At 71.1% G+C, this 23603-nt stretch carries 19 protein-coding genes; 4 read left to right on the forward strand and 15 right to left on the reverse strand.

Going from position 1 to position 23603, the window contains the following annotated elements; translation table 11 throughout:
* Nucleotides 1-169: 169 nt before the first annotated feature.
* From traB to ACFYZ4_RS22930, 7 genes are all read right to left on the reverse strand, one after another.
* Complete coding sequence (traB, locus tag ACFYZ4_RS22900; protein ID WP_390784798.1) at nt 170-2137, reverse strand: plasmid transfer protein TraB; 1968 nt, start codon at nt 2135-2137, stop codon at nt 170-172.
* Between the two features lie 89 nt (nt 2138-2226).
* Nucleotides 2227-2820, reverse strand: coding sequence for a plasmid transfer protein TraA (gene traA / locus ACFYZ4_RS22905; protein WP_390784690.1), 594 nt, complete (start codon nt 2818-2820; stop codon nt 2227-2229).
* Nucleotides 2820-3293 (reverse strand): hypothetical protein, encoded by a 474-nt coding sequence (locus ACFYZ4_RS22910; protein ID WP_390784691.1) that lies wholly within the window; start codon nt 3291-3293, stop codon nt 2820-2822. The genes traA and ACFYZ4_RS22910 overlap by 1 nt, the downstream gene beginning before the upstream one ends.
* 65 nt (nt 3294-3358) lie before the next feature.
* Nucleotides 3359-3694 carry an RRQRL motif-containing zinc-binding protein gene (locus tag ACFYZ4_RS22915; protein WP_390784692.1) on the reverse strand — a complete coding sequence of 112 codons (336 nt, stop codon included), beginning with the start codon at nt 3692-3694 and terminating at the stop codon, nt 3359-3361.
* Entirely contained in the window at nt 3691-4692 is a 1002-nt protein-coding gene (locus tag ACFYZ4_RS22920; protein WP_390784693.1) for a DUF2637 domain-containing protein, read from the reverse strand. The genes ACFYZ4_RS22915 and ACFYZ4_RS22920 overlap by 4 nt, the downstream gene beginning before the upstream one ends.
* The gene (locus ACFYZ4_RS22925) at nt 4689-5030 is read right to left on the reverse strand and encodes a hypothetical protein (RefSeq protein ID WP_390784694.1); all 342 of its coding nucleotides are present in this window, start codon (nt 5028-5030) and stop codon (nt 4689-4691) included. The genes ACFYZ4_RS22920 and ACFYZ4_RS22925 overlap by 4 nt, the downstream gene beginning before the upstream one ends.
* Entirely contained in the window at nt 5027-5305 is a 279-nt protein-coding gene (locus ACFYZ4_RS22930; protein ID WP_390784695.1) for a DUF6284 family protein, read from the reverse strand. The genes ACFYZ4_RS22925 and ACFYZ4_RS22930 overlap by 4 nt, the downstream gene beginning before the upstream one ends.
* A gap of 448 nt (nt 5306-5753) precedes the next feature.
* On the opposite strand from ACFYZ4_RS22930, the gene ACFYZ4_RS22935 reads away from it, so the two are divergent.
* Together ACFYZ4_RS22935 and ACFYZ4_RS22940 are read left to right on the forward strand one after the other, a co-directional pair.
* Nucleotides 5754-6545, forward strand: a complete 792-nt coding sequence (locus tag ACFYZ4_RS22935) for a GntR family transcriptional regulator (RefSeq protein WP_190029996.1) — start codon at nt 5754-5756, stop codon at nt 6543-6545.
* Entirely contained in the window at nt 6542-7201 is a 660-nt protein-coding gene (locus ACFYZ4_RS22940; RefSeq protein ID WP_390784696.1) for a YdcF family protein, read from the forward strand. The genes ACFYZ4_RS22935 and ACFYZ4_RS22940 overlap by 4 nt, the downstream gene beginning before the upstream one ends.
* 66 nt (nt 7202-7267) lie before the next feature.
* Here ACFYZ4_RS22940 and ACFYZ4_RS22945 read toward each other — a convergent pair whose 3' ends face one another.
* A complete protein-coding gene (locus ACFYZ4_RS22945; protein ID WP_390784697.1) occupies nt 7268-7927 on the reverse strand; it encodes a hypothetical protein in 660 nt (219 codons plus the stop codon).
* A 2361-nt stretch (nt 7928-10288) separates the two neighbouring features.
* Between ACFYZ4_RS22945 and ACFYZ4_RS22950 the strand changes: the two genes are divergently transcribed.
* A complete protein-coding gene (locus ACFYZ4_RS22950) occupies nt 10289-10561 on the forward strand; it encodes a hypothetical protein (RefSeq protein WP_390784698.1) in 273 nt (90 codons plus the stop codon).
* Nucleotides 10562-11138: 577 nt separating this feature from the next.
* On the forward strand, nt 11139-12443 hold the full coding sequence (locus ACFYZ4_RS22955) for a phosphoribosyltransferase family protein (protein WP_390784699.1): 1305 nt from the start codon (nt 11139-11141) through the stop codon (nt 12441-12443).
* A 27-nt stretch (nt 12444-12470) separates the two neighbouring features.
* Here the strand turns inward: ACFYZ4_RS22955 and ACFYZ4_RS22960 are convergent, their stop codons facing one another.
* The 7 genes from ACFYZ4_RS22960 to pstS all read right to left on the reverse strand — a co-directional run bounded on the left by ACFYZ4_RS22960 (nt 12471) and on the right by pstS (nt 23549).
* Nucleotides 12471-13286: a phosphate ABC transporter ATP-binding protein gene (locus ACFYZ4_RS22960; protein WP_351591660.1), complete on the reverse strand. Its 816-nt coding sequence runs from the start codon at nt 13284-13286 to the stop codon at nt 12471-12473.
* A gap of 11 nt (nt 13287-13297) precedes the next feature.
* Nucleotides 13298-14215: a sortase gene (locus tag ACFYZ4_RS22965; protein ID WP_390784700.1), complete on the reverse strand. Its 918-nt coding sequence runs from the start codon at nt 14213-14215 to the stop codon at nt 13298-13300.
* A gap of 17 nt (nt 14216-14232) precedes the next feature.
* The gene (locus ACFYZ4_RS22970) at nt 14233-16224 is read right to left on the reverse strand and encodes a WxL protein peptidoglycan domain-containing protein (protein WP_390784701.1); all 1992 of its coding nucleotides are present in this window, start codon (nt 16222-16224) and stop codon (nt 14233-14235) included.
* Nucleotides 16225-16405: 181 nt separating this feature from the next.
* On the reverse strand, nt 16406-17980 hold the full coding sequence (locus tag ACFYZ4_RS22975; protein WP_351290435.1) for an Ig-like domain repeat protein: 1575 nt from the start codon (nt 17978-17980) through the stop codon (nt 16406-16408).
* Between the two features lie 49 nt (nt 17981-18029).
* Nucleotides 18030-19025, reverse strand: coding sequence for a substrate-binding domain-containing protein (locus ACFYZ4_RS22980; RefSeq protein WP_351290437.1), 996 nt, complete (start codon nt 19023-19025; stop codon nt 18030-18032).
* A 100-nt stretch (nt 19026-19125) separates the two neighbouring features.
* Nucleotides 19126-21813 (reverse strand): hypothetical protein, encoded by a 2688-nt coding sequence (locus ACFYZ4_RS22985; protein WP_351290439.1) that lies wholly within the window; start codon nt 21811-21813, stop codon nt 19126-19128.
* A complete protein-coding gene (gene pstS, locus ACFYZ4_RS22990) occupies nt 21813-23549 on the reverse strand; it encodes a phosphate ABC transporter substrate-binding protein PstS (protein WP_390784702.1) in 1737 nt (578 codons plus the stop codon). Before pstS ends, ACFYZ4_RS22985 begins: the two co-directional genes overlap by 1 nt.
* Between the last annotated feature and the right edge of the window lie 54 nt (nt 23550-23603).

A 23603-nucleotide genomic window follows, 5' to 3' on the forward strand; every position in this document is an offset into this window, starting at 1 on the left:
CGGGTATGGGTCGGGCCCGCGCCAGGGTGGGTGGCGCGGGCCCGATGGGCGAGGTGTCAGGCGGGACTGTCAGGGGGTGTCAGACGGCGGGTGTCACGGGGTCTGACAGCGGGTTTGCCTAGGGGTTTGGGTGTCACGGGTCCCTGACGGTGTCAGGGAGTGTCAGGCGTCAGGCCTCGACGAGCTGGGGGACGATCCGCCACCTGCCGGTGACCGAAGTCGGCTCCAGCCGGCCGTCCAGCGCTGCGTCTTTCAGGCGGGCGGATACCCAGGGGCGGGAGAGGTTGTGGCGGTCGCACCAGTCGATGAAGTCCTTCGGCCCGACCACCATCTGCCCGGCCGTCTCGAACTCTTCCAGCGCGTCCGCGAACAGCTCCCGAGCCTCCTCCGGAGACGGCTTGTACCCCGGGGACTCCCACAGCGGAGCATCGTCCCCGTCCTCTCCACCGGGCAGGTCGGCTTCCGGGGCAATGCCGGCGTCTTCCGGATCGACGAGCAGTCCGTGAGATTCCGCTTCCATGCCAGCGTCTCCCTCGTCGGTGACCAGGCGGAGCACGGGCGCGGCGCCGGGGACAGTGCGGCCGGGGTAGTTCTGTCCGGCCACGGCCTTGGCGGCGCCGGCGGTGATGGGGTCGGCGGTGGGACCGTTGTGCTGCGCCCATCCGGCGAGGGCTTCCATGGTCGGGGTGGCGGTGTGGGGGACGGCGAAGGTGCGGCCCGGGGACGGGTAGCGGTCCTCCGGGATACCCGGGGAAACGACGTAGCAGTAGCCGGGGCGGCGGTTTCCCCACGCGCCGGGGTGGGCGCCGGCGTCGATGACCGTGTCCGGGAGGGAGAACCCTTCGTCGCGGGGGTCGCAGCCGAGGGCGATCACGGACGGCAGTGACGCGCGGGTGGAGGTGGACATCTGGTCGTACGAGGGGCGCTGAAGAGAGACGATCAGGGAGACGCCAGCGGAGCGGGCTTCCTGGGCGATGCCAGTGAAGGCGTCGTCGCCCATCAGCCTGAGGGTGTTGGCTGCCTCCTCCATCCACGTGACCAGGAACGGCATCCCCTCGCACCCGCAGGCCCGGCCAGGCTGGCAGGAGTGGGCGGGGTCGCTCTGCTGCTGCGCGGCTGCGGGGATCCACTGGCGGTAGCCGTGGGCGCCGAGCCAGCGCGTGCGGGCGGGGATGACGACCTTGATGGCCTCGACCATGACTTCGGTGTCCGGGCCGCCCTCGGCCGACCAGTCCATGCCGGGCAGGAGCGGGCGGAAGTCCTGGAACATCTTCGGATCGCTGACCCAGAGCAGGACATCGCGGCGGGAGAGGATCTCCGTCATGAGGTTCAGGGCGGTCTCGCCCTTGCCGGATCCGGTGCCGCCCGCGATCAGCACGTGCGTGCTGTTCCGCTTGATCTCCGGATCGCCCGGCAGCCAGATCACGAGGGGTGAGCCGTCGTCGTAGCGGCCGATGACCAGCGGCTCCGCGATGGAGCCGCCGAGGTTGGACGGGCCCTCCCATTCCGCGACCTGGGCGAGCATGTCTTCGGGGACGATGACGAGGTCACCGCGGCGGGCGGAGTCGGGGTCGGGCATGTACCGGACGGCGGACTTCGGCAGGTCGAGTGCGGACGCGATCCGGGGCAGGACCTTGGACACGTCGTCGTTGGTCTGCTCGCCCGCCTCCAGTGCCATCTTCGCGGTGACCCGGTTCGGCTCCACCGACGTGGCCCCGATCTGCGCCCGCGCCAGCCCGACCTTCTCCAGCAGCCCCTTGTCCGTGCCACCGGCCGCGGTGCTGTCGACGTTGCGGCGCAGCACCATCCGGATGTTCCACGACAGCGCCAGCGCGGGACCGCCCATCAGGTACAGGTCGGGAAGCGGCCCGGTCAGGGGCCCGGCCAGGCAGGCCCCCGTCAGCCACGCCGAACCCGCGGCCACGGTGATGGCGGAGTGCAGCCGGCGCTGCTGCCCCGTCGCCTTCCCCGCCCACCACGTCACCCCCGTCAGCGCGACGGACGCCAGCGTGAGGCCGACGCCGGCCGCGGCACTGCCCTCCCACAGCAGGCTGCCGAGGGAGCCGAGGCCGATGCCGCCGACACACAGCCAGGGCGGGAGGTGGGGCTTGGCCCGGTGGAGGATGTACCCGGTGATGCCGGCGCCGTCCGAGGCGCCGCGGAGCTGGTCTTCGTACTGCTGCTCAGCAGTGGTGCGGTCAGCGGTTGCCACCACTTCTCTCCCTTCTAGAGCTGGCCCCAGTCCATGCGCGGCTGCGACGGGCGGGCGCGGTGGCGGACGCGGTTGATCTCTTCCTCGTACTCCTGCTGAAACAGGGCGTAGGTCGCGGCAGCGTTCTTCGCCGCATCCCGCAGGGCGTCGGCTGCGCGTTGCATCTTCCGGGCGACCTTCGCTGCCCGGAAGCGGGAGCCGCCGATACGGCCGTCGGGGTCGGGCACCTGGACGAGGGTGGCTTTGAGGATTTCCGCGCCCATCGCGACTTCGATCGACAGGGCTACCCCGGCGGCGCGGACGGCGTTGCAGTACTGGCGGACCTGCGCGGGCGAGGTGAACTCCGGCGCTGGCAGCAGCGACTGCGCCCGGCTGCCGCCCTGCCCGCTCCCGGCGGGGGCGGCGTGGCGGCCGCCGTTGTTGCCGCGGCCGCCCGCGTCGATGTTCAGGGTGAAGCCGGGCGAGAACGTCTTGTTGTTGACCTTGGTCTGGGAGCCGTTCGCGCCGGCCCGAGGCGCGGACCGGGGACGCTGCGTACGGGCCTGCTGCGGTCCGCCGGTGGTCTTCCATCCGGCGCCGCCGTTCATGCCCGAGGTGGTGTTCGCCATCAGGAGGTCTCCTTCTCACTCACGAAGGTCAGGTGACGGGCGACGAGCCAGCCGACCTGCGCGGTCAGCGTCAGCACGGCCCAGAAGAGAAATAGGGCCGGCCGGTGAGGCCCGAACCCGGCAGCGAGCGCCAGCCAAGTGGCGGATGCCGTTGCGAAGCCGGCGAGGAGGGCCCGCCAGAGCGCGGCCTGCCGGGAGGTCGGCCGGCGGCGCAGCATGCCCCACACCCACACGCCGACGGGGGCCAGTGCGAGCGCGGCGAAGGCCCATGCCGTGCGGGGCTCGATCAGGTGAACGCCCCCAGTCACCACGAGGAGAACGCTGGAGATGCCGGTGGGCAGCCACGCACGGCGGTGCTTCCACGCCCACCGGCCTACAGCCAGCACGGCGCGCATGGTCAGCGTCGGGGGCGGCTCGGACGTGACGACGAGGATGACCGGCTCCCGCCGCCCGCGCTGACGGGGGATGTGCACGGTCGAAGTGGCCGAAGGCCGTGTACGACGAGACACAGCAGAACTCCTAACGAGAGACGGGAAGTTCAGGCGGCGCACTGTTCGGGGAAGGCACACGGGACGCACTCGCCAAGCCGAGCGGGGATGACGTATCCGGCATCGCGGCGGCAGGTCGGGCAGGTGCGGCGGGCGGTGTTCGCCTTGGCCAGCGCGGCGGCTTTGGCCGGGGTCACCGGGCGGACCGGGCGAGCGAGCTCTACCCGGTAAAGAAAGGCGACGAGCGGGCCCCGCCGGCGACGGGGCCGCTCCAGCTGGGCGACGACTTCCTGTCCGCCGGGGCGGAGGCCGGCGGCGCGGAGCTGGCGGCGGGTGGCCAGGCCATCGGGGGCGAGGCGCCACCGGTAGGCGGGAAGGGTGCTCATCGACCGAGGGCCGGAGCGGCGGTGGCGGTGGCGTCGCGGTGTTCCTGGTAACGGGCGGAAGCCCAGCCAACGGACCAGCCGGACAGCTCCGCGGCAACCCTCACCGGCACCCCGGCCGCGAACGCAGCGGCCACGGTGGCGCGGGCCTGCTCCTCAGGCAGCTTCTCCGCCGGCGGGCCGGCCGCGAGGAGCGCGGCGCGTTCACGCTCCATCCGCTCCTGTTCACGGATCCGCTCACGGCGTTCACGCTCGGCCTTCTCCTGGGCTTCCAGCTCGCGCTGCTGCATGGCCTGGCGCTCAAGGCGTTCACGTTCGGCCTGCTGCTGTTCACACTCGTGTTCACGGCGTTCACGAGCCGCCCGCTCCGCCCGCTCGGCGGCCTCGGCCCGCTCCTGGTCCTCGCGGCGGATGCGAGCCTGCCTGTCGGCTTCCTCACGGATCAGCCGGGCCTCGTGTTCACGCTGTTCACGGGCCAGGGACGCCTCATGCTCACGGCGTTCACGGACCCGCTGCTGCCGAGCTTCCTCCCGGGCCTCGGCCGCTTGCTCGCGGGCCTGCCGCTCTGCGCGGTCTCGCTCTTCGAGCCCGCGCACGGCGGCGGTGATGGCCCGCCGGTAGGCGAGACCCGCTTCCGCCGTCACGATCAGGAGGAGCGGCGCCACGGAGTGGATTGCGACCCCGACCAGGTCCCCGGCCAGCGCGGATGCGCCGATGTTCAGGGCGAGGGTCATGGCGCCGGTCATCCAGCGCAGCGCCACCGGCCATGCGCCGCCGTGCCCGCCGAGGCGGGCCAGGACGGAGTCGAGGCGGACCACGATGACGACCGCGGCGTCCACGACGAGGGGCAGGATCGGGGCCGTCCACCGCCATGCGGCGGGGGTGTGGTCGGCCATGAGTGGGGTGACGGTGAGGACGGAGTAGAGCATCGCCCCGCCGACGATCAGCCACGTTCCGACCGACAGGGCCCGCTCGGATGAACGGATCTGAACATCCTTCACGGCGTGACCTCCGCCCGTGAACGCTCCTCGTCGGCGGTGTGGATCCGGGCGTAGCCGATCAGCCGCACGCACCCGCCGGAGTAGCTGGTCTCAGCCTTCAAGACGTGGGTATGGCCACCGCCCTGAACACCGTGAGACACGCTCCGGGACGGGATCCCCAGAGCCTCACGCCACGTCTCGAACCCGTCGAGGTCGTCGTGGAAGGAAAGCTCCAGCAGGTCCGGGTAGACCGTGGACACCGACACGCACGGCGCCGGCAGGTGCCGGTAGACGTCGGCGAAGATGCGCAGCGCCATCAACGGAGCGCCCAGGGCTGAGAGGGTGATCGGAGTACTCATGCGGCACCGCCCGGCATGCTCGCGGCGGCCGCTGCGGCGGCCTGGTTCAGCAGTACCCGGCGGAGAGCCAGCTTCTTGCGGCGGGCCCGGCGGATCCGCCGCTCGTCGAGCTCCGACGGCGCCCGGTCCAGAACCGCGATCTCCGCGTCGAGGAGGTCGACGTCCGCCATGATCAGCGGCATCTCCCACTCGATCGCGTCCAGCTCCGCAGCAGACGGCTCCAAGCCGTCCGACCACGGGGTAACAACGTCGTGAAGTGCAGCGATGGACTTCATGGGTCTTGCTCCTTCGAGAGAGGAACGGGACTCAGCAGCCCCCGGCGCGGACACGCCGGGGGCTGCACTGCGTTGGGGGTGGAGCGGATGTACTCGGCTCCCTGCGACCCCGCCCGTACTAGACGAGCGGAGGAGGCAACCGGCCGCACCGAGAACGGCACGGAAGGTCGAGCAGTACACATGTCTCCTTCAGGTTTGTGACCTGGCGTAGGCGTATGGAGACGTGACCTTTCGGTCTAAGCCCTCCGGTGAATGACCAGGGCCCGGGCGCCCTCAGCCCGATCTGTCCCGGGCCCCTTGTGGATCGTTTGGGCAGGCCAAGTACGCCCCCCAAGAAGCACCTCCTGTCCTAGGACTGGCTGCGCCTAGGAAGACCATGACACTTCAGTCCTAGGACTGTCAATGTCCTAGGACTGTGGGAAACTGGCTCTGTCGAGAGGAGTGCCCGGTGGCACCGAAGTGGCGAGAGCTGGCCGACAGGCTGGCCGAACAGATCAAGAACGGCGACTACACCCCTGGCCAACTGCTGCCGCAGATTCGCGACCTGGTCGAGGCGGGCGAAGGCTCCAAGGCAACCGTCAACGCTGCCTACAAGGCCCTGGAGGCCGAGGGACTCGTCACGTCGTCGCGCGGCGTGGGGACGATGGTTCGCGCGCAGACGCCGCTGAAGCGGATCGGAATCAGCCGCTACGACAAGGCGAAGTGGCGCGACGGGGACGAGGTCGCGTTCATCGCGGACCGCGTCGCCTCCGGCCGTACCTACCGGCGCGGCGAGCAGACCCAGTCCGTCAGCCTCATCGACGCACCCGCTCCTGCGGCTGAGGCGCACGGCCTACCTGCAGGCGCCCAGGTATACGCGCGCGCTCGCCTCGTGAAGGAGGGTGAGCAGCCCACGCATACCCTCACCAGCTACTACCGCCCCGAGCACGTCGAGGGCACGCGCATCGTGGACCCCACCCCTGGGCCGGCAGGCCGCGGTGGAGGCTTCCGGGTCCTCTACGACGCCGGGTACGAAATCGACCACATGAAGGAACGCATCTTCGCGCGCGTCCCCACAGCCGACGAGGTCAAGCTGCTCAAGCTGCCGACGGGCGAGCCCGTAGTGGAGCTGCACCGTACGACGTACACCGCAGACGGAACGGTCGTTGAGTTCGCCATAGGGGTCCACGCCGCGTCGCGCTTCGCCTGGGAGTATGAGTTCAAAGTCCCGGACTCGGCCGAGGGTGGCGAACAGAAGTGATCTCTGAGCAGGTGTGGGCGGACGCGGAACTTATCTGGGAGTTCCACCAGATGCACCACGAGCCGCGCCCCTGCTCAGTCGCGGTCGGCCTCGGCAGCCACGATCTCGGCGTGGCCGACACGACGGTCGACCTGTACCAGCGCGGCATGGCGCCCCTGATCGTGTTCACGGGCGCCACCAGCCCAACGACCCGCGCCCGGATGCCTCGCGGGGAGGCGGTGCACTACCGCGAGCGGGCGCTGGAGCTTGGCGTCCCGCCTGAGGACGTCCTCGTAGAGCCCAACGCCCGCAACACCGGTGAGAACATCCGACTCACCCGGGCCCTGCTGAAGGACGCCGGCCGCCCCATCGAATCCGTACTGCTGGTCAGCAAGCCGTACGAAGAGCGACGCGCGTACGCCACAGCCCGGAAGCTCTGGCCAGAAGTGGAAGTTCTCAGCGCGTCAACACCGATGACGTTCATGGAATACGTCGATTGCATCGGCGATCCGAAGCGTGTCATCGACATGCTCGTTGGCGCCCTTCAGCGGCTACTGGTCTACCCAGAGGAGGGCTTCATGATTGAAATGAGAGTGCCCACCTCCGCGCTCGACGCCTATCAGCGGTTGTGCGACAGAGGCTTCACGAGCAGGCTGATTGCGCCCTCAGCTAGTTAGGCGGCCAAGCCTGGAGTCTCCCCCTTCTAGCCGATCGGCGAACCATAGCAGCGCACGACGCCAGCATCACAAATCCCCCTTCTGCACCATCTGAGAAAAAGTAGGGGGGTAGTTCAAGAGGGCTTTAGAGATTCGCTCGAAGGCCGAAACCGAGAGCGCCGAATCCGGACATACCTTGAAACGGTGAGGGGAGACGACACCACCCTTGCTGAGAAATTCTCCGAAATTCACAACTTTTCCATCCGGGTGCCGATAGGGATTTTCAACCTTCTCGATCAGGCCAAATCTGGCAAGCGTCAAGTGAGATTCATAGACGTCTCGCGATATGTCATAGAGCCACTCCCGGTCCCGCTCAGTCAGATAAACCCCCCGGGCCTCATGGGCACCTGGGAAGCGTGCCGCCAAATGACGCATGATCAGGTAGACGCGAATCTCCGATGGAGTCAGGAGGTGCACCCACCCCCTCACGAAAAATTGAAATGGAAGCGACAGGATAGACGGGGGGCGCTCACGCCGTTCAGGAATGTAGTACTCATTCCTATCCGGATCTAGAGTTCCGGACTCGTGCAGCAGCATCAAGGGTGAGGGGCCGCTAGCATCCCCGGCATTACGGACAGCCAAGCCTTCCTCAGAAAGCCGCTTGATCGCGGACTTAATCTGACGAATTCGATTCTGCGAAGCCGTAACGGGCGTGACGGCTTCCATGTTCTGCTTCGCAGTGGACACAACGAGACTAGACCACGAAATCTCGTTCCCCGCACCGAATAGGGGAAGTGGGCAAGGTCCCGCCTTGCCAGCGCGGCGCCGAGTCTGAGCCTCAAAAAGGGCGAGCAGATAAACCTGCAAATTGATGCCTCGCGGCGCTGCAATGCGCGCTATGGGGGACGGACTATACGGGTGCCCTGTGATCAGAGCCGACCGAATCCGCACCGCCGAGATGCGGCCAGCACCTCGAACCTGAAGGTCGTACAAGCCAGCTTGAGCGCGCCGAAGTCGCCCCTCCACAGCCGCCAGACTCTGCATCCGCCCCGAACGACGACTTGCATTCCTCGGCACTTCGCCCCCCCATCTGACCCTTTGGCCCGCAACGACATACGGCGCTGACCTGCGGCATAGCCCCGTACGGGTGTACGTACTACAAGCGGGCCAAAGGGTCTACGAGGTGGCTGTGAATGCTCCTGACCCTTTGGCCCGCAACGGGATATGACGCTGACCTGCGATGCCGCCGCGTACGGGTGTACAGACTACAACCGGGCCAAAGGGTCTGAAGGGGCCTAGCCCAAGTTGCCTACGCATCAAGCAGAGTGACGACACGCCAAACGGCAAGCGACCCCCCGGTGCTACGGGAGGCCGCTCCCACACCCAGGTTCCTCATCGCATCTCACGAAGAAGGTGTCTCAATGAATGTACGGGTCCACCACAAAAACTCCCAGCGGTTCCGCCCCCCGACTTGGGCGATCGTTCTCGGGCTCGTGACTCTCGCGGTCGTCACCAGCGTTTCGCTTCTTCCCGAGCTCGCCCTGCCCATCAGCACCGGTGTCGCCGTTATGGGAGCGATCACACCACTGGCTCGGGGCCCACAGCAGGCTGCTGGAGCACGGGGCACCGAGTAGGCGTCAAAGCAGCCGTCAGCGACCTCCGACGGACGCGACCCCGCCCGTCGTCGCGACGGCGGGGGGTCTCGTCAACGCTTCTGCCTGAGTCAGAGCCCTCAGGGTGTGCGACCGCGTTGAGAGTACTGGTGGATCACCTGCGGTGGCCCGTGCGTGAGGGGGTGGTCACGGCGAACGCGACACTGAACGATCTACATCGGTACATGAGGCCAGTAGGGGCGAAGCTGTCGATGCCGTACGGCCAGCCTTGGCGACTGCCACCGACACGCCCTTACGGAAGGTCGAGCCTGGACACGGCGGCTGCGTTGCTGAAGGCCTTCCGCCTGCACCGGTGCACCCTCCAGCAGGTCAATGATGGCTTGAGGGCTAACGCTGAAAGGAGATCAGGGCGAACCAAGCCAGAGATGCCTGGACTCCTGGGCAGGCATGGGGGGCTCGAGAGTGCCTACCCAGCCTCTGACCAGCGAGAACAACTCTCGACAAGGTCCGCTTGACGGCTCACCGAAGAGCGGAGAAGTAGCCAGGAACGATGCAGACCCAACCTCCGACTAGACGGGAAGCGGGCTGCCGGCTTGCTAGTCCAGCTGTTGGCCAGTCGCACTCTGCCAAGCCGGTAGCCACGGCAGGAGCCGCCTGCGGCTAGCCCTCAGCTCTTCTGGTGCCGAAAACACCTGGTCAGACGCCTAGTGGCGGCTTCCCGGCGCCAGCGAAGGCGAGTTGCACTCAGCGAGCTCGCCACGGCTGGAACTGACAAGCAGGTGAGGCGAAGTTTCCCCAGGTCACAGGCATGCGGAAGTGTGCAAAGTGAGCTGAACTCAAGCTGGAGAGAGTGCCGGGAAACGGGTTGCCGGCTTGCTAGTCCAGCTGTTGGCCAGTCGCACTCTGCCAAGCCAGTAGCCACGGCAGGAGCCGCCTGCGGCTAGCCCTCAGCTCTTCTGGTGCCGAAAACACCTGGTCAGACGCCTAGTGGCGGCTTCCCGGCGCCAGCGAAGGCGAGTTGCACTCAGCGAGCTCGCCACGGCTGGAACTGACAAGCAGGTGAGGCGAAGTTTCCCCAGGTCACAGGCATGCGGAAGTGTGCAAAGTGAGCTGAACTCAAGCTGGAGAGAGCGTTAGATTCCCCAGCTTCCTTGCGGCTACTCGCCGCTTCCTTCTATTGTTCTGTTCATCGGTCGTGATTTAGAGCCAGCAAGCTCGAGCGCGTTCGTGAGAGAGATGGATGGGCCTGACTGACGATCGCCCAGGGCAATGGATCGTCTCGGCAGTTGAGCCCACAACTGAAGATCATCAGCGCCTACCAGAAGATTCTGGTGGGCGCTAGATCTCGTTCCCTAAATGTTTCGCATCTCACAATGGTGGCGAAACGCCCCCACGGCGGGGATGGATCACCTTCTACTTGTCGTGACCAAGGTCGGCGACCCTGCCCTGGGCGAGCCGCGGTCATTCGGATCCATTCCTCTCAGAGAGCATGAACGTGACCAATCCGCCGATCCCGAGCAACCGGATCAACGTCCCCCGCTGGGTCCTCGCGGCCTACACCACGGCGATCACCTACCTGGTCGTCGCCGGACTGCTGCGGGAGACGCAGCCGGAGAGCCAGACGATCACCATGATCACCTGGACCTCGATCGCCTACGGCGCCGCCTGCATCATGCACCTGGCCGGGAAGGCCGCCGCGCAGCGGTTCCTCAGCTGGCTCAAGCGCGAGCTGGGCGGCCCCTCGCAGCCGCCGGGCGACGACGTCTAGCGGGGCTGTTTCCGAGCGGCGGGAGCGGTGATGCTGCCGCTCCCGCTCACCTTCACCACGCTTCTGATGCCGTCCCGGACATGACCGCGACGTGAATCCGCAGGTCGAGCCCGTCCCCGCAACCAGGGGCTGGAAAACTGGACAACCATCGCGGTTCTCCACTCCGCCAGACGAGATAGGTCAGAGGCTCACACACATGCCCACCAACGGTCGGAATGGTGCCGTCCGGTGAATACGCGAGAAGAGAACCAGGAGTGCATCGCTAGGAGAGAAAAGAAGCAGGTCAACGACCTGTTCCTCTCAGTGCGGCCGAGTCCCTTCTAAGCACTTGGCCGCAGGTTCGAGTCCTGCCGGGGGCACTTTTTCCGCACCACCCGAGCCCTCCCTTCGTGGAGGGCTTTCTTGCAGGTCAGAGCCGTTCGGATGGGGCGTCGGGGGGACTGCGGTTCCCGTGCTCGACGCCCAACTCCCCGCCGGGAACACCTCCGTCGTGTGGGTCGCCGCGGGGGCCACCGGAGCGGAGTAGCGTGGATTTTGTGGCGTGGTTTCCGTCTCCCCTGGTTGGGGGTGAACCACCGTGCTGTTCGCCCATCGCACGGACGCGGGTGAGCGTCTCGCCGAGGCGCTCCGTCATCTGCGGGGGGAGAATCCCGTCGTCCTGGGTCTGCCCCGCGGCGGAGTCCCGGTGGCCTTCCAGGTGGCGCGGGCGCTCGGTGCCCCGCTCGACGTGATCGTGGTCCGCAAGCTCGGCGTCCCGTACCACCGCGAGCTGGGCTTCGGCGCCATCGGCGAGGGCGGCGTACGCGTCATCAGCGAGGACATCGTCCGCAGCAGCCGGGTCCGGCCGGAGGACCTCGCCGCGGTCGAGCGCGCCGAGGAGGCCGAGCTGGCCCGGCGGGCGCGGAGCTTCCGCGGCGAGCGGCCGCGGGTGGCCCTCGCGGGCCGCACGGTGATCGTGGTGGACGACGGGATCGCCACCGGGGCCACCGCCGCGGCCGCCTGCGAGGTCGTACGGGCGCAGGGCGCGGCGCGGGTGGTGCTGGCCGTGCCGGTGGCCCCGCCGGACGCCGTCGCCCGGCTGCGCACCGCCGCAGACGAAGTGGTGTGCCTGTCCGCACCGCACGCCTTCCGTGCCGTCGGCGAGTGGTACGAGGACTTCTCCCAGACCTCCGACGAGGAGGTCGTCGCCCTGCTGGCACGTGCGGTGGCCGGTTCCGTCGCGGTCGAGGTGGACGCCGGCGGCCTCACCCTGGCCGGGGACCTCGCCCTGCCGGAGGGTGCCGGGGCGGTCGTGGTGTTCGCCCACGGTTCGGGCAGCAGCCGCCGCAGCCCGCGCAACCGCGCGGTGGCGGCGGAGCTGAACCGGGCGCGGCTCGGCACCCTGCTCTTCGACCTGCTCACGCCCGCCGAGGAGGCCGACCGGGCCAACGTCTTCGCCATCGAGCCCCTGGCCGGCCGGCTCGCGGAGGCCACCCGCTGGCTGCGGCGCCGTGTGCCCCTGCCTGTCGGCTACTTCGGGGCGAGCACCGGGGCCGCGGCGGCGCTGTGGGCCGCCGCGGAAGCCGCCGAAGCCGCCGAAGCCGCCGAAGCCGCCGAAGCCGCCGAAGCCTCGGACGCCGCGATCGGCGCCGTCGTCTCCCGCGGCGGCCGGCCCGACCTCGCCGGCCCGCGGCTGGCCTCCGTACGGGCGCCCACGCTCCTCGTCGTCGGGGGCCGGGACACGACGGTGCTCGACCTCAACCGCGGGGCCCAGCGCGCGCTGCGCTGCGAGAACCGGCTGGAGATCGTCCCCGGAGCCACCCACCTCTTCGAGGAGCCGGGCGCCCTGGACGAGGTGGCCGCCCTGGCCCGGGACTGGTTCGCCCGGCACCTCGTCCCGTAGCGCCCCCGCCCGCGGCCGCGGGTCGCGTCAGCCGAAGCGGCCCTCGACGTAGTCCGCCGTGCGGGGGTCGGACGGGGTGGAGAACATGGCCGGGGTGGGACCGTGTTCGACGATCTGCCCGGGGGTTCCCTGCTCCGCCAGGAAGAACGCGCACTGGTCGGAAACGCGGGCCGCCTGCTGCATGTTGTGGGTGACGATCACGATGGTGACCTCGTCGGCCAGGTCGCGGATGGTCTCCTCGATGCGGCGGGTCGAGGTCGGGTCCAGGGCGGAACAGGGTTCGTCCATGAGCAGGATCCGGGGGCGGACCGCGAGCGAGCGGGCGATGCACAGGCGCTGCTGCTGGCCGCCCGAGAGGGCGCCGCCGGGCTGGCGCAGCCGGTCGCGGACCTCCTTCCACAGGCCCGCCTTGGTGAGGCACTCCTCCACCAGGTCGTCCTTGACGGCGCCCGAGGCGCGGACCCCGGTGAGCTTCAGGCCCGCCGTGACGTTGTCGTAGACCGACATCGCCGGGAAGGGGTTCGGCTTCTGGAAGACCATGCCGATGCGCCGGCGGGCGTCCGTCAGCCGCCGCCCGCGCGCGTAGATGTCCTCGCCGTCCAGCAGGACCTCACCGGCGAGTTCGGCGCCCGGGATCAGCTCGTGCATGCGGTTCAGGATCCGCAGGAAGGTGGACTTCCCGCAGCCCGAGGGGCCGATCAGGGCGGTGACCTGGCCGCCGGGCATGGCCAGCGAGACCCGGTTGAGGACCTTGCGGCCGCCGAACCAGGCGGAGATCGCGCGGGCGTCCAGGGAGGAGGCACCCGCGGTGGTGGCCTGGGGCAGGGTGAGCGTCTCGGTCATGGGGGCCTCGATCACAGGAGGTTGGGCAGGAGCAGGGCGGCCTGGTCGGACACCACGAGGCCGAGGGCGGCCAGTACGGGGAAACCGACCAGCCAGGTGTGGGCGCGGCCCCAGCGGACCCGGGCCCAGGCCAGGGCGGCCGCCGCGAGCAGCAGGGCCTGGCCCCACAGGACGAGCGGGACCCAGGCCGAGGACTGGCCGGCCATCGGAGCCTCGTCGGCGGGCAGCCGGCCGGGGGTGCGCCCGCCGGACTGCTGGGCGGGCGAGACGAGTTCGGCGTCGACCTGGAGCACCCCGCGCGGCATGTACGGGGTGCCGTCCGCGGTCATCAGGGTCAGCAGGGCCGCGTCGCCCTTCGGCCCGGCGGGCTGCGGGTCGCCGGCGCGGCGGACGCCCAGCACCTTGTACTCGTGCTCGCCCTGGCCGGTGGTCACGGTGAAGGTCTCGCCCCGCTCCAGGTCCCCGATGGCGCCGAACGGGCCGCCGTAGCCCGCCTGGCGGCCCATCAGGATGCTGGTGCCGGGCTGGCCGGGGAGCACGGTGTCGCGGCGGTGCCCGGGACCCGATGCCAGCACCTCGGCGGTGGTCGCCTCGCGGACGACCTCCCGTACGCCGATCTGCGGGATGGCCAGCAGGGCCACCGGCCTGCCGACCTCCGTCGGCCCCACCGGGGCGGTGGCGTTGGCGAGTTCGTCGCGCAGCTGGGCGTAGCCCACGCGGCGGTCCCGCTCGTGGCGCAGGTGGCCGAGCGGGCCGACCTCGGCGACGAAGCCGAGGAGGAGCGCGCCGAGGATGGCCAGGGCGGCTCCGGCGGCCCACAGGCCGGGCCCCGCGGGCGGGGCGGGGCGCGCCGCCCGCCCCGCCGGAGCCTTCCAGGCTTCGGCGGGGCCGGGGCGCACGTCCACCGGCCCGGTGGAGGTGGCGGTCATCTGTCCTTCTCCGTCGTTCAGTTGCCCGGGGTGCCGGAGGCGCCCGAGAAGGTCAGCAGGCCGCGGCGGCGGGCCCACCAGACGGCCGAGCCGCCGGTCAGCACCAGGCCCGCGGCGATCAGGGCGAGGGTGGTGGCGTCCGTTCCGGTGTTGGCCAGGCCGCCGCCGGAGCCGGAGCCGCCGGTGGTCCCGCTGCCCGCGGTGGTGCCGGTGGTGGTTCCCGCGCCGCCGGTGGTGACGTTGGTGGACAGGCCGAGGCCGGCGCCGCCGGTCGCGGTGGCCGTGGCGGTCGGGGTCGGGCTGCCGGAGGGGTCCGGGGTGGAGGTCGAGGTGGTGGTCGGGGTCGGGGTCGACGTCTGCGTGGGCGTCGGGGTGGGCGTCGGGCTCGGCGTGGACGTGGGCGTCGGGGTCGGGGTCGGCTGGCCGCCGCCCGGGTCCGTCGTCCGGTACTCGGTGTTCGACGTGAACCACATCGACCCGGTGAAGTCCCCGTACGTCTCGGTGCCGAAGGCCTTGCGGCACACCACGGTCAGGTCGTAGCGGCCCTCCAGGGTGGTGAAGCCCGCCTCGTTGGCGTAGTCGCGCATCGTCATCGTCAGCGGGACGGCGATGCCGCCCGACGGGGCCTGCCCGTACGTGGAGATCGGCGAGTTGCCCACCACGTTCTTGCCCTCGGCCGGGAAGCCCTTGCCGGTCACCTTCACCAGGATGTTGGTGGCGGGCGCCGGGCAGGCCGCCGAGGTGGCGAGGTCGACGCTGGTGGTGTCGGTGCCCGTGGCTGGGTTGACCACCGCCGTACCGGTCGGGGCGGCCTGGGCGGCCCCGGGCACGGCCACGGCGGCCGTGGCGGCCAGCGTCGCGACGGCGGCGGCGAACACGGCGATTCCGGCCGCGTCGCGCCGGGTGGGTCGGGTGAACTGCACGATGGGCTCCTTCTTGGCGATCTCGGGAGTGGTGCGCCGGCGCGCCGACGCGGTGGCCGCCGCCCGGGCCAGGCGCCGGCGGCGCCACAGCCACAGCCCGCACGCGGTGATCGCGAGAACCAGGGCGAGCAGCGTCCACGGAACCGTCCACAGCGACACCGAACGGGTCAGGGACGGGAGTTTGGGGTCCACGCCTTCGCGGGTGGCGACCGCCTGGACGGAGACGACGGCCGAGGAACGCAGGGCGGGCACCACGCCGTCGGCCTTCGCCGTGATGGTCAGGGAGCTGCCGGGCAGCAGGTCGCCGAGGTCCTTGAGACCGCCCGCGGTGACGGAGCCGCCGAGCATGCCGTTGATCCGTACGGCCTGGCGGGCGCCGAGGCGGACGTTGCCGGTGTTGCGCAGGGTGTACGTCACGGTCGCCGAGCCGGTGCCGAAGGGGCTGAGGGTGCCCGCGTACGAGGCCTGTACGTCCTCCACGGCCAGGCGCGGGGTCAGTTCCCCGGCGAGGCGGAGGTAGACGCGGGTGCCGACGCGCTGGTCGAGGCGGACCTTGTTGCCCTGGGCGTCCTGGCCGCCGCCGGCCAGGGTCGCGACGATGCCGGCGGTGTGGTCTCCGGGGGTGGCGTCCTTGGGGACGGCGAGGGTGAAGGGAACGATGACGTTGGCCTTCGGCGGGACCGTGACCGAGTCCTTCTCCAGCTTGATCCAGCTGCCCGCGTCCTTCGGCGCCTGGCCGGCGGGGAGCAGGTCGAAGCCGCCGTCGGCGGTGTTGACGGCGTCGCTGGCGTAGACGGCGACGGTGAGCGGCTCGTCGCCGTAGTTCCAGACGGCGATCTGGTCGCGCAGGCCCGCGCCGCCGGTGACCCCGTACGAGAAGTGGGCGCGGGCGTCGGGTTCCTTCGGCCCGGCCGGCTGTACGCCGAAGGTGGCCTTCCGGTCCTCCGCCGGGGTCGCGGGAGTCGCCGGGGTCCGCAGGGTCGCCGGGGTCGCGTGCGCGGCCGGTACGGGGAGCAGCGCGAACAGCAGCAGGAGCAGCAGCGCGGCCGGTCTGCTGCACCGGGCGGGGGCGGTGGGGCGGGTCATGGCACGGGCGTCCGTTCCAGGCGAAGGGTCAGACGGGAGAGCGGGGCGAACGGGGCGAACGGGCGGGCGGGGCCGGCGGGGTGACCGGCCCGCGCGGCGCGACGCGATCCGGGCGTCAGGGGCGGGGCGGAACGGCGGAGGAGCGGGAAGAGGCCGTTCCGCCCCGGGGCTCACGCCTGGATCAGATGGCGGTGAGGGTGAGGGTGGCGCTGTAGGTGCCGGCCACCGTGGAGGTCGGGACGTTCAGCGCGAGGTCGGCGGTGACGTGCGCGGTGCCGAGGCCGGCGCCGTTCGCGAGGGTGCGGGCGGACTTCAGGCCCGCGGTGCCCGAGTCACCGGTGGCCGCGCCGTGCGCCGCGGCGACGGCGGAGCCGGCCGTGACGGTCTGCGCGGGCGCCTTGTCGACGACCTTCGGGGCCCAGCCGAGGTTCTGGCCGTTGATGCCGTGGGTGGCGCCGTCGGAGAAGTCGGTGACCTGGCCGCTGACGGTCCAGCCCGGGTTGCCGGCACGGGTGTCGGTGAGGGTGACCGGGTTGATGGACCCGGCGGTGGTCAGCAGGTCGCCGTCGGCGTTCAGGACCGGCGAGGGCAGGGTGACCTGCGGGTTGGCGACGCTGATCACCAGCGCGCCGGCGTTGACGGTGGTGGTGATGGTCTCGGAGGCGGTGACTCCGGCGAACGCGCCGACCACGAACGGGACCGCGCCCGAGTCGGAGCCGAGGTAGGCGCCCGCGTTCGCCGGCACGAACACGGCGGTGAAGGAGTGGTCGCCGACCGGCAGGCTGCTGGTGGTCAGCACCGCGCTGCCGTTCGCGACGGGCACGGTGCCCAGGGTGGTGGTGTTGCCGCCCACCGTGTCGGTGAACTTCAGCGCGCCGGCCGCACCCGCGGGCGTGACCGTACCGGTCAGGGTCACCGGGCTGAACTGCGGCGCGGTGGAGGCCGGGGAGACGGCGAGGGCGGTGCTGGTCGCGGCGGCCGGGACGGCCTGGACGACGTAGGAGACGTGCGCCGACGTGGAGCCGTTGTAGGAGGCGCTCGCCGGGGTGAAGACGGCGGTCAGGTCGTGCGTGCCCGCGGCGAGGTTGCTGGTGGTGAGGGCCGCGGCGCCGTTCGCGACGGTCACGGCGGTGCCGAGGTTGTTCGCGCCGTCCTTGAACTGGACGGTGCCGCCGGCGCCGCCCGGGGTGACGGTGGCGGTGAGGGTGACCGGGGTGCCCGCCTGGGCGGGGCCGGCCGGGGTGACCGCGAGGGCGGTGGCGGTGTCGGTCTTCACCGCCGGGTCGGTGTTCTGGTAGGTGGTGTTCGAGGTGAACCAGACCGCGCCGGTGTAGTCGCCGAGGCTGGTGCCGTTGAACGCCGTCCGGCAGATCACGGTGAAGTCGTACTTGCCCTGCAGGGTGGTGAAGCCGGCCTGGCTGGCGTAGTCCCGCATGGTGGAGGTGAGCGGGATGACCATGCCGCCGTTGGGGGCGGTCGGGTAGGTGGTGATCGGGGAGTTGCCGACCACGTTCAGGCCGCCGGCGGGGAAGCCGGAACCCTCCACCTTCACCAGCACGTTGGTGGCGTTCGCCGGGCAGGCGCCGGAGGTGGTGAAGGCGATGCCGGAGGTGTCGGCCCCGGTCGCCGGGTTGATCTCGATGCTGCCGATCGGGGCGGCGTACGCGGCGCTCGCGCCGGCCAGACCCGCCGCGAAGGCGGTGGTCACGGCGGCGACACCGAGGGCCAGGGCCCGTGAGAATCTGTTCTTCAGCACAACGTCTCCAGAATCAGAAGATCAGGCGGGGAATCAGCTGCTCGGCGGATCAGGGGGTCTGCTTGGTGGTGTCGCCGCAGTTCGGGTTCGTGGCGAAGCCGTAGGTGTTGATCACCGAGGTCTGCTTGCAGATCTCGGAGTTCGCGCCGACGAAGACGGTGCTCCAGGGCGCGGTGGCGACCTTGCTGGTCGGGATGACGTTGTAGACGTCGCGCTTCACGCCGAAGCCGCTGTTGAGCACGGTGGGCGCCAGGCCGTCGACGGTGCCGAGGATGGCGCGGCCGCGCAGGTCGGCGATCGTCTGCGAGGACTGCGACTGGTACTGCGCGATGGAGAACGGCACGATCGACTTGTCGTCGAGGACGCGGCCGTCGTGCTCCTGGACCGGGGCGCTGCCCTTCTTGTCCTTGATGCAGGGGTAGACGCCCGCGACGACATCGGCGTCGGTGATGCCCATCTGGGACTCCCAGAAGCTGCGGGTGCCCGAGCCGGCCTGCGGCAGGTAGACGGTCATGTCGTAGTTGGGGCCCGCGCCCACGTAGTTGGGGTCGCAGTGGTAGATCGCCTTCAGGTCGGCCAGACCCAGCTTGCGCGGGATCGCCGAACCGGGGGTGATCGCGTAGGTGACGCCGTCGACCGCGAAGGGGACGTACGTCAGGCCCGGGGCCGCGGCCGCCAGGTTCAGGGAGGAGGAGCGGGCGAAGTCCAGACAGCCGTTGTTCGCCTGGAGGGAGGTCAGCAGCGCGGAACGGCCGGCGCCGCTGCCGTTGGGGCGGGCGATGGTGCAGTTCGCGTTGACCGCCGGGTCCTTGGTGGTGACGTTCGCGGAACCGGTGGCGTCGTACGAGCCGATGACCTTCTGGCCGTTGACGGTGATGGCGGCGGCCAGGCCGTTCATGACGTCCTGGGTGGTGTCGGAGCCGACACCGGACAGCTGGCGGTACTGCGGCGGGCCGGCCGGGTCGGCGAAGGCGATGCTGCCGCCGGTGGCGCCGAGCACCAGTGCGGCCGCCGCGGCGGCGAAGGCGATCTTCTTCTTGTTCACTCGGGTTTACCCCTCAGCTAGGCTGCGCCCCGGGTGGTGCCCGGCACGCGTTGGGTGAAGTTCCGTTGGCGCGGACGAATCAGACGGTTGTGGCCGGGTATCACCGCCCTTCGTCGCGGTGGGCGGCGCCCGCGCGCAGTGCGCGCAGGTGGGGCAGGAGACGCGGCAGGAAGCGGGGCAGCAGCGGGCCGGCGAAGGCCGCGAGCGCGCCCACGATCAGGCAGATCAGCAGCACGTGCCGGATGGCGCCGACCACCCAGCGCGGGGTGTCCCCGGTGGCCTGGGCCACGGGGGCGGCCACGGCGGGCGGCGCACCGCCGGGCGCCGCCGGGGCCGCGGAGGCCGGGGTGGCGGAGGCCTTGGCGCCGGCGCCCGCGGTGGCCGCCGCGCCGGCGGACGCGCCGCCGGCGGAGGGGGACCCACCGCTCGTGCCGGAGGCCGCGGCGCCGCTCTGGACCCCGCCCGCGCCCGCCGACGTACCGCCGGAAGCGGTGGATCCGGCCGCTCCGGCCGAGGACCCGCCCGCCGACCCGTCCGGGGCCGGCTTCTTGCCGGCCTCGGCGGTGACCCGGCGGGCGGCCTCGCGGGTCTGGGCCCGCAGGGCCTCGGGCAGCGGGGCGTAGCCGTGCGGCAGGGTGCCGGCGGCCACTCCCGGGGTCTGACCCGGGCCGGCCGCGTAGGCGAGGAGGCTCCCGTAGTCCTTGCCCTCGGCCTCGGTGAGGTCGGCGGGCACGGTCGCGGCGTAGGTGAGCACGGTGAGCGGGTAGGCCGCCGGGTCCTTGGCCGCCGGGTCGGGGGAACCGACCCCGTCCGGGCCGGCCTTGCGGGCGCCGGCCGCGGCGATCAGGCCGGCCGGTTCGGGGCCGACGAAGCGGCCCGCCGCATTGAGGAGTTCGGCGCGCACGAGGCCGTACCGGTCGGCGGTGGCGGTGTCGGTGACGGCGAGCACGGCCCGCGCCCCGGCCGGCTGCGGCGGGTCCTTCTTGTAGGCGGGGGGCGTGGCGGTCGCGTCCCAGGAGGTACGGGCGAGGGTGTCGCCGCGGCTCGCGGCGCGGGCGGCGGCGTGCATGTCGCTGGCGTAGGGGTGCTTGTCCTGGATGCACAGCGGGAAGGACGGCCGGTCGTCGAAGGGCTGGCAGTACGGATCGCTCTTGGGGAAGCTGTCGAGCGGCAGCGCCAGGTCCTTGTAGTGCGGGTTGACGGCCATGCCCGCGTACGCGCGGTCCCCGTGGGTCCCCGCGTTGTCGGGCACCCCGCTCAGGAACTCCCGGGCGGCGGCGTCCTGCCCGATCCACTCCCACAGCTGGCGGGTGGTGTCGGCGAGCGGCTGCGGGACGAGGGCGTCACCGAGCCTTCCGCCGAAGTCGAGGCCGGTGTATTCGGGGTTGTGGCGGATGAACTCCGGGTCGCGGCCCAGGTTCTCCGGGTTCTTCGCGGTGCTTTCGGCGAAGCGCGAGTTGCCGTCCTTGTACGACTCGGTCAGCAGCTTCGCGACGAGCCGCGGGGTCAGGCGCAGCGAGCCGAGGCGGGTGCCGTTGCGGGCCTTGACCTCGTCGGGGGCGCCGAAACCGGCCTGGCTCTCGATGAAGTAGCCGATGGTGATGCCGGAGAGGGAGACCGGCGCGTAGACGGGCCGCCGGGTCTCGACGGGCGCTGCGGGACGGCCGAGGAAGACGAGGCCGGGGGCGCCGGAGAGGAGCTTGACGCGGGCGGTCTCGTCCGGGACCTGCGCGTAGCCGTAGATGGCCTTGCCGCCGGTCTGGCACAGGGCGGGCTGCCAGCGGGTGACGGCCTCGGCGGCCATCTCGCTGCCGATCGTGCCGCGCTCCTCGGCGCCGATCGGGCAGAAGCTGCCGAGCGGTTCGAAGCCGAGGGGGACGACGAGGCGGTGCTTCCAGTTCGCCGGGCTGAGCGGGGAGGACTGGAGCTGGCCGCCGGACTGGGTGGTGTACGCGGTGCCGTCGATCTCGGTGGTGCCGCGCGGCACGATCACCAGCCAGCAGCCACGGCCGGCGGCAGCGGCGCCCTGAGCGGTCTGGGAGCCCGGGACGGCCGCGCCGCAGCCGAGGCCGGGGGCCTCGATGGCGGTCTGGGTCTCGAACCAGACCTCGCCGGCGCCGCGGGCGTTGGTGCGGGCGTAGGGCACCTCGTTGGTGCTGTTGACGTCGAAGAACTCGTTCCAGTTGCCCGGGCTGACCGGGTCGTTGCCCACCGTGCGGAAGGGGGCGTACGAGATCCCGCTCGGGGTGGGCGGCGGCAGCGGCTGGTTCTCGCCGTCCTTGAGCCGGTCCCCGTAGTTGAGCTGGCGGCTGTTGGTGTAGGCGCCGGCGGCCTGGTTGCCGGCGCCCGCGCCGAGCGCCGAGGAGCCGCCGAACTGGCACTGGTCGGTGGTGGGGCCGGTCGGGGCGTCGCCCCAGCACTGCATGATCTGGAGGTAGTTGGCGGCGTACGCGGTGTCCGACACGGTGGGCGCCCCGCCGGTCCAGGAGACCTTGACGACCTGGTCGACGAGGTTGCGGGTCTGGCTGACGGTCACCTTGAGGGCGGCGAAGTCACCGGTGCCGGAGACCGTCGTCTCGGAGCCGTCGGCGGCGTACGCGGGCTGCGCGCCGTTGCCTCCGGTGGTGGCGACCACGGGCAGCAGGGCCAGGCAGAGCGCGCCCAGCAGCAGCCGGAGCGGACGGGCCGGGGCGGACGGACGGGTTCGGGGCCCGGGCGTCGAGGCCTTGCGGGTGCCGATGCGGGTGCGGGTGCGGGTCAGGAGGCCGCGCGTCAGGAGGCTGCGCATCAGGAGCCGCCTCCCGCGCGCCGCCGGGCCAGCTGCCGGGTGAGCAGCGGGGGCCCGACCGTGAGGGTCAGCAGGATCAGCGCGCCGAGCACCATCAGCGCGGTCTGGAGCGTCCCGCCGATGCCGGTGGCGGTGGTGACGGGGATGCCGAACAGATCGCCCGCCGCGAGGGGCCGGCCCGTCTCCGGGTCGACGGCTCCCGCTCCCCCGTCGGCGGCCGCGCCGTCGCCACCGCTCCCGCCGGAGGCGGAGCCGCCGGAGGCCGCCGCCCCGCCGTCGGCGCCGCCCCCGCCCGAGCCGGATCCGCCGGTGGCGCCGCCGCCGGACGCGCCCGAGCCCGTACCGCCGTTGCCGCCGCTACCGCTGCCGCCGCCGGTGGCGGCGCCGCCCGAGCCGCCCGAGGCACTGCCCGTCTGGGTCGGGGTCTTGTTGCCGCCCGTGCCTATCTCGCACTGGGTGGCGCCCTTCTTGTCGCATTCGGAGGGCTGGGGGGCGCTGGTGGCGAGGGTGTTGGTGCCGTCGGCGGAGAAGGTCGGGTTCTTGCAGTTCTTGATGTCGATGTTCGTGGCGGTGACGCCGGGGATGCGGCGGACCTGTTCCAGACCGGCCTGCACGAGGTTGATGGGCAGCGGGGAGTAGCCGAGCCTGTCGACCGAGCGCTGTCCCTCGCAGAGGAAGTAGTAGGCGAAGGCGCCGAGCGCCTTGCCCTTCTGCGGGTTGAAGTTCGCTTCCTGCGCGGTCGGAATGATCATGTAGCTGTAGCTGGAGAGCGGGTAGTTGCGGCGGTCGCTGCTCTCGTCGTAGACCTGGCTCAGGTCCTGGGTCAGGTCGGGCCGGATCGAGGCCTTGGTGAGCGAGACGGCGACGTTCTGCGCGGTGGGCTCGGTGTAGTAGCCCGCCCCGTTGAGGATCTTGGCGACGGGGAAGCCGGTGGTGGCCACCGCGTAGGAGTACTCGACGTAGGTGATGGTGCCGACGTTGCCGTCCTGGGCCACGTAGCCGGAGACGCCGTTGGAGCCGGACTGGCCGACGAAGCCGCGGCCGGCCACGACGGGGAAGTTGGAGGTCTGCCCGCAGGGGGTGGAGCGGCCGGCCTTGGCGCAGTAGGCGTCCCACAGCCCGCCGTGGCGCATGGCCAGCCAGTTGGTCAGCTGGGCGGTGGTGCCCGAGCCGTCGGAGCGGACGACGGGGACGATCCGGCGGGCGGGCAGCGAGCTCGCGAGGGCCGGGTTGTCGGCCTTGATGGCCGGGTCGTTCCAGGTGGTGATGGTGCCGGTGAAGATCTTGGCCACGACCTCGCCGGAGAGGCGGAGGTTGGTGACCCGGCGGTTGCCGATCTTGAGGTTGTACATGAAGGCGGTGCCGCCCGCGACGATCGGCATGTAGCCGAACTTCCGCGCGGGCGCCGGGTCCACGACCCCGGAGTCCTTGATGCCGTACGGGATCTCGGAGACCGCGAAGTCGACGGTGCCGTTGCGGAACTGGTTGCGGCCGTCGGACGATCCCGTACCGCTGTAGTTGACCGTCATGCCGTACTGCTTGACGTTGGCGCGCCACTGGTCGAGGGCGTTCTGGCTCCAGGTGGAGCCGGCGCCGGAGACCGGTACGTAGCTCTCGGCGGCGGCGGGCGCGGCGCCGGGCAGGGCGAGGGCCACGGCGGCGAGGAGCAGGGCGAGCGCGCGGACGAGGACGCCCGAAGGGGCACGTCCGTGGTGGGCCGGGGGTCGTCCGGGCATCGGGAACTCTCCTGATCGGTGACGTGTCGTACGAAGCCGAGCGCTCGGGGCGTG

The sequence above is a fragment of the Streptomyces sp. NPDC001513 genome (genome assembly GCF_042894695.1).
In the GTDB taxonomy this organism is placed as follows: domain Bacteria; phylum Actinomycetota; class Actinomycetes; order Streptomycetales; family Streptomycetaceae; genus Streptomyces.